Annotated in this window: 12 protein-coding genes and 1 riboswitch; of the genes, 5 read left to right on the top strand and 7 right to left on the bottom strand. The window is 73.4% G+C overall.

Translation table 11 applies throughout. The features are described 5' to 3' along the window. The first annotated feature begins 63 nt into the window (after positions 1-63). Together ACOJTC_RS02830 and ACOJTC_RS02825 are read left to right on the top strand one after the other, a co-directional pair. A complete protein-coding gene (locus ACOJTC_RS02830; protein ID WP_420115617.1) occupies positions 64-2127 on the top strand; it encodes a hypothetical protein in 2064 nt (687 codons plus the stop codon). A gap of 174 nt (positions 2128-2301) precedes the next feature. Continuing rightward, the gene (locus tag ACOJTC_RS02825; protein ID WP_420115616.1) at positions 2302-5067 is read left to right on the top strand and encodes a cellulose binding domain-containing protein; all 2766 of its coding nucleotides are present in this window, start codon (positions 2302-2304) and stop codon (positions 5065-5067) included. Between the two features lie 224 nt (positions 5068-5291). On the opposite strand, the gene ACOJTC_RS02820 is transcribed toward ACOJTC_RS02825, so the two are convergent. Both ACOJTC_RS02820 and ACOJTC_RS02815 read right to left on the bottom strand, forming a co-directional pair. Further along, positions 5292-5690: a hypothetical protein gene (locus ACOJTC_RS02820; RefSeq protein ID WP_088647175.1), complete on the bottom strand. Its 399-nt coding sequence runs from the start codon at positions 5688-5690 to the stop codon at positions 5292-5294. A 154-nt stretch (positions 5691-5844) separates the two neighbouring features. Then, on the bottom strand, positions 5845-5988 hold the full coding sequence (locus tag ACOJTC_RS02815; RefSeq protein ID WP_204926380.1) for a hypothetical protein: 144 nt from the start codon (positions 5986-5988) through the stop codon (positions 5845-5847). Positions 5989-6343: 355 nt separating this feature from the next. On the opposite strand from ACOJTC_RS02815, the gene ACOJTC_RS02810 reads away from it, so the two are divergent. Together ACOJTC_RS02810 and ACOJTC_RS02805 are read left to right on the top strand one after the other, a co-directional pair. Further along, positions 6344-6706, top strand: coding sequence for an STAS domain-containing protein (locus ACOJTC_RS02810; protein ID WP_067309377.1), 363 nt, complete (start codon positions 6344-6346; stop codon positions 6704-6706). A gap of 98 nt (positions 6707-6804) precedes the next feature. Further along, entirely contained in the window at positions 6805-7272 is a 468-nt protein-coding gene (locus tag ACOJTC_RS02805; protein ID WP_204926381.1) for an SRPBCC family protein, read from the top strand. 72 nt (positions 7273-7344) lie between these two features. Here the strand turns inward: ACOJTC_RS02805 and ACOJTC_RS02800 are convergent, their stop codons facing one another. The 4 genes from ACOJTC_RS02800 to ACOJTC_RS02785 all read right to left on the bottom strand — a co-directional run bounded on the left by ACOJTC_RS02800 (position 7345) and on the right by ACOJTC_RS02785 (position 13054). After that, positions 7345-8400, bottom strand: a complete 1056-nt coding sequence (locus ACOJTC_RS02800; RefSeq protein WP_420115615.1) for a coiled-coil domain-containing protein — start codon at positions 8398-8400, stop codon at positions 7345-7347. A 4-nt stretch (positions 8401-8404) separates the two neighbouring features. Next, positions 8405-8536, bottom strand: a riboswitch (cyclic di-AMP (ydaO/yuaA leader). Positions 8537-8701: 165 nt separating this feature from the next. Then, the gene (locus tag ACOJTC_RS02795) at positions 8702-9616 is read right to left on the bottom strand and encodes a cation diffusion facilitator family transporter (RefSeq protein ID WP_204926383.1); all 915 of its coding nucleotides are present in this window, start codon (positions 9614-9616) and stop codon (positions 8702-8704) included. Positions 9617-9723: 107 nt separating this feature from the next. Further along, positions 9724-11841, bottom strand: coding sequence for a HelD family protein (locus ACOJTC_RS02790; RefSeq protein WP_420115614.1), 2118 nt, complete (start codon positions 11839-11841; stop codon positions 9724-9726). Between the two features lie 208 nt (positions 11842-12049). Further along, complete coding sequence (locus tag ACOJTC_RS02785; RefSeq protein WP_420115613.1) at positions 12050-13054, bottom strand: alpha/beta fold hydrolase; 1005 nt, start codon at positions 13052-13054, stop codon at positions 12050-12052. Positions 13055-13199: 145 nt separating this feature from the next. On the opposite strand from ACOJTC_RS02785, the gene ACOJTC_RS02780 reads away from it, so the two are divergent. Further along, the gene (locus ACOJTC_RS02780; RefSeq protein ID WP_420115612.1) at positions 13200-13868 is read left to right on the top strand and encodes a carbonic anhydrase; all 669 of its coding nucleotides are present in this window, start codon (positions 13200-13202) and stop codon (positions 13866-13868) included. A 73-nt stretch (positions 13869-13941) separates the two neighbouring features. On the opposite strand, the gene ACOJTC_RS02775 is transcribed toward ACOJTC_RS02780, so the two are convergent. Beyond that, positions 13942-14271, bottom strand: a complete 330-nt coding sequence (locus ACOJTC_RS02775; RefSeq protein ID WP_088647745.1) for a hypothetical protein — start codon at positions 14269-14271, stop codon at positions 13942-13944. Between the last annotated feature and the right edge of the window lie 18 nt (positions 14272-14289).

The following is a 14289-nucleotide window of genomic DNA, read 5'->3' as shown; positions in this document are numbered from 1 at the left end:
GCGGTGTCGACAACCGGTTCGGACTCGGGCAGTCTGACGGACGGCGAAGGACGGGGTGGAGAGATGGACGTCGATCAGATGCGGGTCTTCGGTCGCCGGCTGGCGGGCGTGTCGTGGCGGGTGGCCCGGCACGAGTGGACCCTGGCGGCGCTCGCCGCGCTGCTGCTGGCCGTGGTGCTGACCTGGCCGACCCTGCGCGATCCGGCGAGCACCATCCCGCAGGACACCGGCGACCCGACGTTGCAGGCGTGGCAGGTGGCCTGGGGTGGGCACGCCCTGCTGACCAACCCGTTGCAGGTCTGGCACTCCAACACGTTCTATCCCGAGCCGTACACCTACGCCTACTCCGACACCCTGCTCGGGTACGCCCCGTTCGGCATGATCGGGGACGGTCCGGTGGCCGCCGTGATCCGCTACAACCTGCTCTACATGCTGACCCACGCCCTCGCCCTGTTCGGGGCGTACGCGCTGGCCCGGCAGGTGGGGGCCGGCCGGGCCGGTGCGGCGGTGGCCGGGGTGGCCTTCGCGTACGCCCCGTGGAAGCTCGCCCAGGCCGGGCACCTGCACGTGATCAGCATCGGCGGGATCGCCCTCGCGCTGGCCATGCTGGCCCGGGGGCACGGCTGGTCGCTGCGGCACGGCCACCGCCCCGACCGGGTCCGTCCCGGCTGGGTGGTCGCCGGGTGGGCGGTCGCCGCCTGGCAGGTCACCCTCGGCTTCGGCATCGGCCTGCCCTTCGCGTACGTACTGGGGCTGCTCTGCCTCGGTGCGGTGGTCACGTACGGCGTGGTGTGGCTGCGGCGGCGGACCCGGCCGGTGGTGCCTCGCCGCCTGCTCCTGGCCGACCTGGCCGGCGGGATCGGGTTCGCCGGGGTGACCCTGGCGATGGCGGCGCCGTACTTCGAGGTGGTGGCCCGCAACCCGTCCGGCCGGCGGACGGTGGCCCAGATCGAGATGTTCTCCCCGCCGTGGCGGGGGTTCGTCACCGCACCCCCGGAGTCCTGGCTATGGGGGGAGCGGCACGAGGCCGCCCGCGCCACGCTCGGTTTCCCGGGCGAGATGACCCTGCTGCCCGGGGTGGTGCTGCTGTCGTTGGCGGTGGCGGGGCTGTTCTTCTCCGCGTGGCGGCTGCGGCACCGGCTGATGCTGGCCGGCGCGGCGCTGGTCAGCGTGGCGCTGGCGGCGGGCACCACGTTCGGTGGCGACGGTAACCCCGGGTACGTGACGCTCGTCGAGCACGCACCGGGCTGGGACGGGGTGCGCACCCCGGGCCGGCTGGTGCTGTGGACGACCCTGCTGCTCGGCCTGCTCGCCGCCGGGGCGTTGACGGTGCGCGAGCCGGCGCGGCAGACCGCCCCCGGCGCGGAGCTGCCCCCGGGACCGGACGCGGAGCGCGAAGCGGTGCCGGCCGGGGATCAGTCGCCGGGACCGGACGTGGAACCCGGGGCAGTGTCGGTAGGGGAGCAGCGGCCCGTGCCGGCCGGGGATCAGTCGCCGGGGTCGGACGCGGATCCCGGGACGAAGCCGGCCGTGCCGACGCTGCGACCGGCGGGGGTGCCCGTGCTGGTGGAGGCGTCCGCACCGGCGCAGGCGGGAGCGGGACCACGGCCGGCGCTGCGGTCGGCGGCGTGGTCCGGGTCGGCGGCCGAGCAGGCGGCCCCCCGGCAACCCGCCCCGAAGCGGGCCGGCGGGCAGTGGCGGCTGGCCCGGTTGGCGCTGCTGGTGCCGCTACTGCTGGTGCTGGTGGAGGGGGTCAACCGCACCCCGCACGTGCCCGCGCCGGAGCAGCCGGCCGTGCTGCGCGGGCTGACCGGCCCGGCGTTGGTGCTGCCCAGCGACGGCATCCGGGAACTGCACGTGATGCTCTGGTCCACCGACGGGTTCCCCAAGGTGGTCAACGGGCTCGCCTCGTTCACCCCGCAGTCCCAGGAGCGGATCAGGGCGGCGAGCATGACCTTCCCGGACGCCACCTCGGTGGCGTACCTGCGGCAGGTCGGGGTGCGCACGGTGGTGCTGCTGCCCGGCTGGGCGGCCGGCACGCCGTGGGCGGACGTGGCCGCCCGACCGGTGGACGGGTTGGGCATCAGTCGCGAGATGGTCGGCGAGGACGTCATCTACCGGCTCTGATGGCCGAGTTAGTTGGGAGCGCTTCCTAATTCGGCGGCGTACCGGTTACTGTTGGGTTCTTCTTCGGCAGCGGGAGCCAAGCGTGCCGGCGGGGAGCCAGGGCAGCTCTTCGCACCCGTCGACGTCCCCACGGGGCGTCGCACCCTGACCCTGGCATCCCGAGAGGAACCGCAGATGCGGAGAAGTCTCGTCGGCGCGGTCACCACCGTGCTGGCCGCCGCGACGGCCGTCGTGGCCGTACAGTTCACCGTCGCACCGTCCACACCGGCCGCCGCGGCGGCGGCCGAGCCGTACAGCTGGAAGAACGTCCGGATCGACGGTGGCGGCTTCGTCCCCGGCATCGTCTTCAACCAGACCGAGAAGAACCTGATCTACGCGCGTACCGACATCGGCGGCGCGTACCGCTGGGAGCAGGCCAGCCAGTCCTGGACGCCGCTGCTCGACTGGGTCGGCGCGGACAAGTGGGGCTACAACGGTGTGGTCAGCCTGGCCACCGACCCGGTGCAGACCAACCGGGTGTACGCGGCCGTCGGCATGTACACCAACGACTGGGACCCGAACAACGGCGCGATCCTGCGCTCGTCGGACAAGGGCGCCACCTGGCAGGCCACCGCGCTGCCGTTCAAGAACGGCGGCAACATGCCCGGCCGGGGCATGGGCGAGCGGCTCGCCGTCGACCCCAACAAGAACAGCATCCTCTACTACGGTGCCGAGGGCGGCAACGGCCTGTGGCGCAGCACCGACTTCGGGGTCACCTGGGCCAAGGTGGCGAACTTCCCCAACGTCGGCAACTACCGGGCCGACCCCAACGACACCACCGGCTACCAGAGCCAGAACCAGGGTCTGACCTGGGTCACCTTCGACAAGAGCACCGGTACGGCCGGCAACGCCACGCAGACCATCTACGTCGGCGTGGCGGACAAGGCGAACCCGGTGTACCGCTCGACGAACGGCGGCACGAGCTGGGAGCGGATCGCCGGGCAGCCCACCGGCTACCTGGCCCACAAGGGGGTGGTCGACCCGGTCGGCGGCTTCCTCTACATCGCCACCAGCGACACCGGCGGCCCGTACGACGGGGGCAAGGGTGACGTGTGGAAGTTCAACCGGGCCACCGGCGCGTGGACGCAGATCAGCCCGATCCCGTCGTCCAGCAGCGACGCCTACTTCGGCTACTCGGGGCTGACCATCGACCGGCAGAAGCCGAACACCCTGATGGTCGCCACCCAGATCTCCTGGTGGCCGGACGCGATCTTCTGGCGCAGCACCGACGGCGGCGCGACCTGGAGCCGGATCTGGGAGTTCGGCAGCTACCCGGAGCGCACCAAGAAGTTCAAGATGGACATCAGCTCGGTGCCGTGGCTGACCTTCGGGGCCAACCCGGCCCCGCCGGAGGAGTCCCCGAAGCTGGGCTGGATGAACGAGTCGGTGGAGATCGACCCGTTCGACTCCAACCGCTTCATGTACGGCACCGGCGCGACCATCTACGGCAGCACCGACCTCACCAAGTGGGACACCGGCGGCCAGCTCACCATCAAGCCGATGGTCAAGGGCCTGGAGGAGACCGCCGTGCAGGACCTGATCAGCCCGCCCACCGGGGCACCGCTGATCAGCGGGCTCGGTGACATCGGCGGGTTCCGGCACACCGACCTCGACGCGGTGCCGCCGATGCTGTTCACCCAGCCGGTCTTCACCACCACCACGAGCCTCGACTACGCCGAGGCGAACCCGGCGACGATGGTCCGGGCCGGTAACTTCACCGACGCCGACCGCCCCAACGACAGCCACGTCGCGTTCTCCACCGACGGCGGGGCGAACTGGTTCCAGGGCAGCGAGCCGGGCGGGATCAACAACGGCGGCACGGTCGCCGCCGCCGCCGACGGCAGCCAGTTCGTCTGGGCCCCCGGCGACGCCGGGCAGCAGGTGATCCGTTCCGTCGGGTTCGGCAACTCGTGGACCGCCGCCACCGGCATCCCGGCCAATGCCGTGGTCGAGTCCGACCGGGTCAACAAGAACAAGTTCTACGGCTTCAGCGCCGGCAAGTTCTACGTCAGCACCAACGGTGGGGCCAGCTTCACCGCGTCCGCCGCCACCGGCCTGCCGGCCACCGGGAACGTCAAGTTCAAGGCGGTGCCCGGCAAGGAGGGCGACATCTGGCTGGCCGGTGAGGGCGGGCTGTGGCGCTCCACCGACTCCGGGGCCAGCTTCACCAAGCTGGCCGGTGTGTCGGCGGCGGTGAACGTCGGCTTCGGCAAGGCCGCCCCCGGGCAGACCTATCCGGCGGTGTTCACCTTCGGCACCGTCGACGGCAAGGCCGGCGTCTACCGCTCCGACAACACCGGCGCGGCCTGGGTGCGGATCAACGACGACCAGCACCAGTACGGCAACGCGGGCGAGGCGCTGACCGGTGACCCCCGGGTCTACGGCCGGGTCTACCTGGGCACCAACGGCCGGGGCATCCTGGTCGCCGACCGGCTCGGCGGCACTCCCACCCCGACGCCGACCACCCCCGGCCCGACCACGCCGCCGCCGACGACCCCGCCTCCCACCACGCCGCCGCCCACCACGCCGCCGCCGACCACCCCGCCCCCCACGACGCCTCCGCCCACCACGCCGCCGCCGACGACTCCGCCGCCCACCGGTGGGTGCGCGGCGACGTACAAGGTGACCGGGTCGTGGCCGGGTGGCTTCCAGGGTGAGGTGACCGTGCGTAACACCGGCACCAGCGCGATCGCCGGCTGGACGGTGAACTGGACGTTCGCCAACGGTCAGACGGTCAACTCGCTCTGGGGCGGCACCTTCACCCAGACCGGGGCGAACGTCTCGGTGCGCGACGCCGGGTGGAACGGTGCGCTCGGGGGTGGCGCGAGCACCAGCATCGGCTTCACCGCCAACGTGACAGGCACCAATGCGGTTCCGGCGGTGAGCTGCACCAGCCGCTGACAACTATCAACTATCCGACACCTGCCGGCTCCGCTCCCCCGACCGGGGAGCGGAGCCGGCGGCATGTCCGGGCTGAGAGTGGTCGACTCAGTGGTGGCGAAGTCGCGGCATCCACCCCGGGTGTTTACCGCAACATCGCCCCAGCGGGGGTGGATTGAAGACGGCGCAGGCCCCGGTCGACGCCGAGAAGCGTGACCGGGGCCTGTACGTGCCGCGTGGAGCGGTCAGTCGTCCAGCCCGACGGGGGAGTTCGGCCGGTCCACGTCGACGAACTCGATGTCGTCGACGGCCCGGTCACCCCGGCTGCCGGCGGCCCGCGCGGCGGTGCCGGCGGCCCAGCCGATCGCCGCGCCGACCAGCGCCGCGCCGATCAGCAGGGTCCAGGGCAGGGCCGGACGCCGGCCGGCGAGCGCGTCGAAGGCGAGCGTCGCCCGACGACGGGCCTCGTCGGCGGTCGAGCCGACCAGGTCACCGGCGTCGGCCAGCCCCGAGTCCCGGACCGACCGGGCGGCGTCCCGGACGCTGTCACCGGCGGAGTCCACCGCCGAGAGCAGGTGGTGCCAGGCCTGGTCGGCGATCCGCTCGGGCTTGCTGCGGCGCTCCAGAAGGTTGCTGCCGATCATCGTGTTACCTCCTCGAATGCCGAAGTCTGCGGCCACTTCGGATGTCGTCTCCGCGCCGCAGCGGTCCTCGCGCCGACCGGTCACCCGGCCGGTGTCCGAGCAGTGCCCCGCCCGGCCGGGTCGCAAACCCGTGCGTACGGGTGACCGTCACCGCTCAGCGCACCGAGACCACGGTGGTGGCGCGGGCGAAATCGTCCCCGTCGTCGTCATCGTCGTCGTCCCCGCCGCCGAAGCCGCAGGCCAGGACGAGAGCGAGTAGTGCGCCGACCCCGGCCAGCCCGAGCAGTCTCCTGAGCATCGATCCGTCTCCTCGATCGTGGTGACCCATCTCTCGCCCACGGTAGGCACCCCGCACAACCTGCACCGGGGGAGTCGGCGGGCCGCGTCGGGGAGCCTGCGGGGCTCGCCCGGCGCACCGCATCCGGGTGTCGGTGGACCGGGGCCGCTACTCTGGGACGGTTGGAACGGCCGAGCTGGGCCGTTCGTCTGAGGAGAACAGGACCAGCAACGGTGCGGAGAGGGACGGTCCGGTCCGTCCGGATCCGCGAATTGCTCATCCCGAGGGGTGGCGACCGAGGCCATCGGAGGAATACTCTCGGTCGCGGCCCGCGTACTGATGAGGCGCCCGGGGACGGGCGAGTGGAGGTGCTCGCGTGAGCCTGTCGATCGTGAAGTCGGTCCTGCCGGCCGGTGTCATCGAGATCGCCCCCCGTGGTGAGATCGACGTCGACACCGCCTACGAGGTACGTGAGGCGATCGCCGAGGTGCTGGCCAAGGGTCGGCCCGCGCGGATCGAGCTGAACATGCGACTCGTCACCTTCATCGACTCCGTCGGGATCAGCGCCATGGTCGCCGGCTTCCAGACCGCCGAGGTCAGCGGCGTCAAACTGATCGTCACCGAGCCGAGCCGGTTCGTGCACCGACAGCTCTGGGTCACCGGCCTGCTCGGGCTCTTCGGTGCCCCGGAGCCGTACTTCGCCGGTGCCGCCACCCCGGAGGTCCTGCCCGGCGCCTGACCGGGCCACCGGTCGGCGTCGACGCCACTGACCAGGGACGTTGCCAGTCCGTCTCCGGTACGGCACGATCGTGCGACCGACGACGGTCAGGAGGCCCGGTGGTCCGGCGGGAGAGCTTCAGCTACACGGTGCAGGCGCGCTGCTCACCGGCGGACGCGATGGCGCTGCTGAGCGACCTGTCCCGGCAGGAGGAGCTGCATCCCCTGATCGTCCGGGTGCGCCGGCTGCCCGCCCGGCCGGGTGCCCTGGCCAGCTACGCGATCACCGACCGGCTGGAGCTGGGGCCGCTGCGGTTCCCCGTCACCTACCAGGCCGACGTGCTGCTGGCCGGCGACGACGAGATCGTGACGGTGGCCCGCCAGCAGCCCGGCACCACCGTACGCAACCACACCCGGCTGCGGATGGAGGGTGACCTGCTGCGGATCGACGTGGAGATCACCCTCGCCGCGCCGGCCCCGCTGTTCGGCTACGCCTTCCGGCAGGCCCGCGCCGCCCACCTGGGGTTGGCCAGCCGCCTCGGCGCGGTCCTGGACAGCCGGGCCGGCGACCCACCCCCCGCCGGCTGACGACCCGCCGACACCCCCCGGACGGTCGCGCCGCGGGGGCCCGCCCTGCCCGGACGGGCCACCGCGCCGGGATCAGATCATCGACAGGTGCACGGGGGTGGTGTGGTCGCTGGACGGGTCCCCGTTGCCCCCGCTGTACGCCTTCCACCCGCTGCTCGGCAGCCAGATCCGCTTGAACCAGATCACGTAGAGCACACCGAGCCGGTCGGCGTTGCGGATGAAGTACGCGGCGAGGTTGTTGCCGTACGTCCGGTCGCCGCCACTGGCCACCCCGCCGAAGCCGCCCTTCTGGGCGGCGAAGTCGCACGCCCGGCCCTTGGGGTGCTCGCCGGAGCCGCTGGGCCGGTAGCAGGAGACGTACCTGGTGAAACCGGCCGCCTTGGCCTGGTTCAGGGCGTTGAGCGTACGCGGGGTGATACAGCCGTTGGCCGGCGTCGGGTCGTTGACGCTGCACGACTCGGACGGCCAGGAGCCGTCGGAGTTGCGGGGCGCCCCCTTGGCGTTGCTGGTGGACGTGCCGTCCGAGCTGCCGGAGTCGCGGGAGGTGGGGGCCGGCTTGTCGGCGGCGGCCACCGCCAGCGCCCGCTCGGCCTGCTCCTTGCGCTTGCCCATGGTGGCGACCTGCTTGCGCTGTTCGGTGATCTCCCGGGTGACCGCCGCCCGGGTCCGGGTGGCCTGGTCCCGGGTCTCGATCATCGTGCGCAGTTCCTGGTCCTCCCGGGTGGCGACCGTCTCCAGCGCTGCCGCGCGGTCCAGGAAACCGCTCGGGGTGTTGCTGTTGAGCAGGGCTGACATCGGCCCGAGCCGGCCGGTGCGGTAGGCCGCGCCGGCGATCTCGCCGACCTTGGCGGTCTGCGTGACCAGCTGCCCCTCGATGGTCTTGAGCTGCCCGTCGAGTTCCTGCTGGCGCTTGGTGGAGCGCTCCAGGGCGGCCTTGGCCTCCAGCCAGCCCTTGCTGGCGGCGTCGAGCTGGTCGCGCAGCGCCGGGGTGCCGCCCTCGTCGTCGCCGGGGGCGGCGAGCCGGGTGGCGGGCGCGGCGGTGGCCGGGGTGAACGGCGCGGCCGACACGCCCAGGGCCAACGCCGTGACGACTGCGGCCAGCAGCCGCGTGGTGGTGCGTACGTGCATGCGGATGTCCTTCCGTCAGCCGCCGACCGGGTTAGCTGACGGGTTCGGGACGGAAGATCCCTACCGCTGACGCGGATGCACCCCAGGAACGTGGTTCCCCGGTTCGCCCGGGCGGGCGATTAGGCGGCGGCCTCTGCCTGGCGGAGACCGGGGCCGAGCCTACCGGTACGCGTGTGACGCCTGCCTACCTCGTGACTGAGGGTACGAGAGTGAATACCCTCAAAAGGTTCAAACGACGCAAATTTCCGCGATCTCTGTGCGGGAGTACCCGGCGGGGCTGACCGTCCGGCCCGGGGCGGGGTCACCAGTGGGCGGGGCCGCATGCGCCGGGGCTCGCCCCGGGCTCGACCTGGAGGGTGGCGTGCTCGATGTGGAAGTCCTCCCGCAGGGCGCCCCGGGCGGCCGCCAGCACCGCGCCGACCTCGGCGTCACCGGCCAGGGTGAGGTGGGCCGAGGCGACGTCCATGCCGGAGGTGAGCGTCCAGACGTGCAGGTCGTGCACCTCGGCGACACCGGGCACGGCGGTCAGCCGGTCGTGCACGGCGGTCACCGGCAGGTGCTCCGGGGCGGCCTGGACCAGGATGCGCACCGCCGCCCGGCCGAGCCGCCAGGTGCGGGGCAGGATGAACACGCCGATCGCCACGGCGACCAGTGGGTCGGCCCACCACCAGCCGGTGCCGGCGATCAGCAGCGCCGCCACGATCACCCCGACCGAACCGAGCAGGTCGCCGAGCACCTCCAGGTACGCCCCGCGCAGGTTGATGCTCTCCTTGGCGCCCTCCCGCAGCAGGCCGAACGCGACGATGTTGGCGAGCAGGCCGAGCACCGCCACCACCAGCATCGGGCCGGCCAGCACCTCGGGTGGCTCGCCGAACCGGCGGACCGCCTCGATCAGCACGTAGACCGCGACCCCGCTGAGCAGGACGGCGTTGGCCAGGGCGGCGAGCACCTCCAGCCGGTAGAGGCCGAAGGTGCGCTGCGGGTCCCGGGCGGCCCGCCGGGTGGCGGTGATCGCGGCCAGCGCCATCCCGATGCCGAGCACGTCGGTGAACATGTGCCCCGCGTCGGAGAGCAGGGCCAGCGAGCCGGTGCCGAAGGCGGCCACCGCCTCGACCACCATGAGCACGGCGAGCAGCCCGAACGCCGCCCAGAGCCGACCCCGGTGCCGGTGCGCGGCGTTGCTCACCGTCGCGCTGTGGTCATGACCTGCGCCCACGTCCACACCCTCCGTCGCCGCTGCGGACCCGCTCCAATCTATGCTCACATCGCTATGTATGCAAGTGATGGTCGGACGTCCGGCCAGGTGGGCCGGGTCCCGGTCGGTCAGCCGGTCGGCTCGACGGTGGTGAGGCGCTGGGTCGCCCGGGACAACGCCACGTAGAGCGTCCGCACCCCGGAGCCCGGATCGGCCCGGATCTCGCCGGGGCAGACCAGCACCACCCCGTCGTACTCCATGCCCTTGGCCTGGAGGCTGGTCACCACCTGCAGGCGCGCCCCACCCCGGTCGCCCAACCAGCCGGCGACCTCGTCGCGGCGGGGCACCGGGGTGATCACTCCGACCGTCCCCGCCACCTCGGCCAGCAGCGTGTCCACCGCGTCGGCCGTCGTCCGGGCCAGCTCCGCCGCCGGCACGTGCAGCGCCACCGGGTCCACCCCGGTGGAGCGCACCGCGCTCGGCAACTCCAGGTCCGGGTAGAGCCGGCGGATCTCCGCCGCCGCCACCGCGAAGATCTCCGCCGAGTTGCGGTAGTTGGTGGAGAGCGTGAACCGGTGCCGCCGCCGCCGGCCCAGCGCCTGGTCCCGGGCCCGGTCCAGCTCCGCCTGGTCACCCGTCCAGGCGGTCTGCGCCGGATCACCCACCACCGTCCAGGAGGCGAGCCGACCGCGCCGGCCGATCATCCGCCACTGCATCGGCGAGACGTCCTGCGACTCGTCGACCACCACGTGCGCGTAGTCCCGGTAGTCCTCCGGCCGCTCCCGGGCCGCCGCCCGCGCGGCACGCTGCCGCTCCCCGAAGGTGCTCAGCTCCCGGACGCCACCGGCGAGCTGGAACGGGTCCCGCCGGGCCTTCTTCGGACGGACCGGCTGGCCCAGCAGCGCGTCCAGCTCGTCGAGGAGGGCGATGTCGGCCACCGTCAACCCCTCGGTGTCCAGCGACCGGTACGCCTCCACCAGCAACCCGACCTCCGCCCGGGACAGGACGCCGGCCGCGTACCGGTGCAGCCGCTCCGGCCGGGCCAACCAGCCCAGCACGTGCCGGGGATGCAGCCGGGGCCACCACGCCTTGAGGAACTCCCGGAACTCCGGCCGCTCGATGATCTCGTCCTCGAAGGCGGGCTGCTCGGGCAGGCCGGCGACGGCCGACCGCCGGGCCTGCGCGTACAACGCGGCGAGCACCCCGTCGAAGCCGACCCGGCGGACCTCGTTGCGGCGGGCCCCCCGGTGCAGCGCCCGGTCCCGGATGCCGTCCAGCTCGCGCCGTTCCAGGCGCAGCAGCGCACCCCGGTAGAGCAGCCGCAACTCATGTGGGCCGTCCGGCACCGCGTCCCGGGCCGCCCGCTCCAGCACCCGCCGCATCCGCAGCGAACCCTTCACCGCCGCCACCTCGGGCCCGTCCGTGCGGGTCGCCGACAGGCCGGGGAACAGCGACCCCAGCGAGTGCAGGGTGGCGGTCTCCTCGCCCAGCGACGGCAGCACCGAGGCGATGTACTCCACGAACACCGCCGACGGGCCGACCACCAGGATGCCGCCGCCGGCGTACCGGCTGCGGTCGGCATAGAGCAGGTACGCCGCCCGGTGCAGGGCCACCGCCGTCTTCCCGGTGCCCGGCCCGCCGGAGACGATGGTGACCCCCGAGCCGGGGGACCGGATCGCCTCGTCCTGCTCCCGCTGAATGGTGGCGATGATGTCCCGCATCCCCCGGCCGGTCGCCCGGGACAGGGTCGCCAGCAGGGCCCCGTCACCCACCACCGGCATGTCCGGCGGGGCGGCCTCCGGGTCGAGCAGGTCGTCCTCGATCCGGGTGACCTTCTCGTCCGACGAGCTGATCGTGCGCCGCCGCACCACCCCCAGCGGCTCCGCCGGGGTGGCCCGGTAGAAGGCGGCGGCGGCCGGGGCCCGCCAGTCGACCACCAGCGTCTCGGCGTCGTCACCGCGCACCCCGAGCCGCCCGACGTGCAGCACCTGCCGGTCGCGCAGGTCCAGCCGGCCGAAGACCAGCCCCTCGTGCTCGGCGTCCAACAGGTGCCGGCGCTGGGCGGCGTGGAAGACCATCGCGTCCCGCTCCACCAGCGCACCGAAGGTGCCGACCCCGGCCATCCGGTAGCCGTCCCGCTCGGCGCGGGCGGCCGAGCGGCGCAGTTCGGCGAGCCGGGCGTACACCCGGTCGAGATGCCGTTGCTCGGCGGCGATCTCCTGCTCCAGGGTGGTCTGGTCGGTCAACGTACCGGCTCCTGTGCGACGGCGACGCCGGGCGCGGGTGCACGCCAGGCGGAATGAGGGTACGGGCAGCCGCCCACCCCCCGGCGGGCCGATACCCGTACCGCGACCTCCACCACCACCGCGCCGCCTGCCCGGGGTGGAGGTCGTCCGCCCCCACGCACGGGCCGACCCGCCGGGGCGCGGCCGCGCGGGGCGACGGCGGGTCGGCTCAGCGCGTCGTCCGCCCGGCGGACGCCGGGTCGCCCGGGACGTCGGCGCACGCCCGGCCGGCCGGGACGTCGGCAGGACGACGGGGCCCCGGTGGCGTAGCCCCGGCGGTGGACAGCACCCGGTCGAGCACCCCGGCGACGGCGGCGTTCACCTCGTCCGGACGCTCCATCATCAACATGTGCCCGGCACCGGGGCAGACGGTCAGCTCGGTGGCCGGCAGCGCCGCCGCGATCGATTCCGCACACGGCGGCGGGGTCAGCCGGTCCCGGTCCCCGACCAGCGCCGCCGCCGGCAGGTGCGCCAACGCCGCGAGCGTCGCCAGCCGGTGCTGGGCGCCGATCGAGGCGCGGAAACCACCGATCGAGCGCAGCGAGGCGCGGGCCACCGCCGAGGTGACCAGCCGGATGTCGGCACCGGAGCAGCGGTCGCCGAAGAGCATCCACCTGATGCTCGGGGCCAGGGCGCGCAACAGCGGGCGGGGTGGCCGCCAGGAGCCGCACCGGGCCAGCACCCCGGCCCCGGTGGTCTCGGCGAGCCGGATCAGCCGGGCGATCCGCGGCGACAGGCCGTACACCGTGTGGGTGTGGCCCTCGGCGGTGGTGGAGACGAAAACCAGCCCGGCCGTACGGGCGGCGAAGTGGGACGGGTGCCGGTGGGCGTACTCCATCACGCTCATCCCGCCCATCGAGTGCCCGACGAGCAGCACCGGCCCCGCCGGGGCGACCTCGTCCAGCACCGCCGCGAGGTCGTCGCCGAGCTGGGCCAGGGTCGCCGTGCGCAGCGCCATGCAGCTGGACCGGCCGTGCCCCCGGGCGTCGTAGGTGACCACCCGGATCCGGTCGCCGAAGCGGGTGCGCAGGTCGGTGAGCTGCCGGTGCCAGGCCCGACCGTCGAGCGTCCAGCCGTGCAGCAGGACCACGGTCACCTCGGCCCCGACCGGGCCGGTCACCTCGACGTGCAGGCGTACCCCGTCGGGCAGCCGCAACTCCCGTTGCTCCGGCATCGCCACCTCCCAGGCACCCGGGACACATTCACCGGCGTAACCCGGCGGTAACACCGGCTACCCGACATCAGACCACGCCAACCGTGTCGGTGAGAAGATTCCCGACCCGCCCGCACGAGGTCGGCCCGGCGGTCAGTCTGTAGCCATGCCGAGTCCGCCCACCGGGGCCGCCCGGACCCCCGACCGGCCGTCCGTCGACGCCGGGCCGCCCCGGGCCGCGCGCACCCCCCGGGCGGCGCTGGCCGATCTGCTCACCGGCAACCGGCGCTTCGTCAGCGGCCGACCGGTCCACGGGCACGACGTGACCGCCGCCGCAGCCGTGGCCTCCGGCGACCAGCAGCCGTACGCGGTGCTGCTCGGCTGCATCGACTCACGGGTGCCGCTGGAGGCGATCTTCGACCAGACCTTCGGGTCGATCTGCGTGATCCGTACCGGGGGACACGTGCTCGACCGGGCCGTGCGGGGTTCGATCGAGTACGTGGTGGCGCAGCTCGGGGTCACCCTGGTGATGGTGCTGGGGCACGAACGGTGCGGCGCGGTCGCCGCGACGGTGGACAGCGTGCGGACGGGCCGGCGTCCGGACGGTGACCTGGGCTACCTGGTCGAGCGGATCACCCCGGCGGTGACCGAGGCGGGGCCGCACGACCCGGCCGTGCACCCGCTGGCCGTACGCCGGCACGTCCGCCGTACGGTGCGGGCGCTGCGCACCGACGACATGCTGGCCGGCCCGGTCGCGGCGGGTGGGGTGGACGTCGTCGGCGCCCTGTACGACCTGGACACCGGCGAGGTCACCCTGCTCGACGACGGAGCCTGACCCGGCCGGCGCAGACGCGCAACCGCCCGCCGGGGTGACCCGACGGGCGGTTGCGGTCGTGCTGGGGGAGGGCTCAGCCCTCGAAGACGCCGGCCTCGACGAGACGCTTCTCGGTCTTGTCCCACCCGTGGTCGGGGTGGGTGGCGGCGAGGTTGCTGATCTCGGCGCGGATCTTGGCGGCGTGACCGGCGGTGGCCAGCGTCCGGATCTCCTCGACGAAGGCGTCGGAGTCGGTACGCAGGTGCGCGGTCTTGCCGTTGGTCAGGTTCCGCACGTAGGCGTGCTTGCCGCCGTTGAGCGGGATGAGGTACTTGAACTCGCCCAGCACGCTGAGGGCGCCACCCTGGCCAGCCTGGCCGGCCCGGACTGACGCGCGCGCGGTCTTCGAGGTGTTGCTCGCCACGGAGATGCTCCTTGCAAG

This window comes from Micromonospora sp. (assembly GCF_048594385.1).
GTDB classification, from domain to species: Bacteria; Actinomycetota; Actinomycetes; order Mycobacteriales; family Micromonosporaceae; genus Micromonospora; species Micromonospora wenchangensis.
The sequence above is the reverse complement of the archived record's forward strand: the minus strand, read 5'-3'. Positions and strand labels throughout refer to the sequence as shown.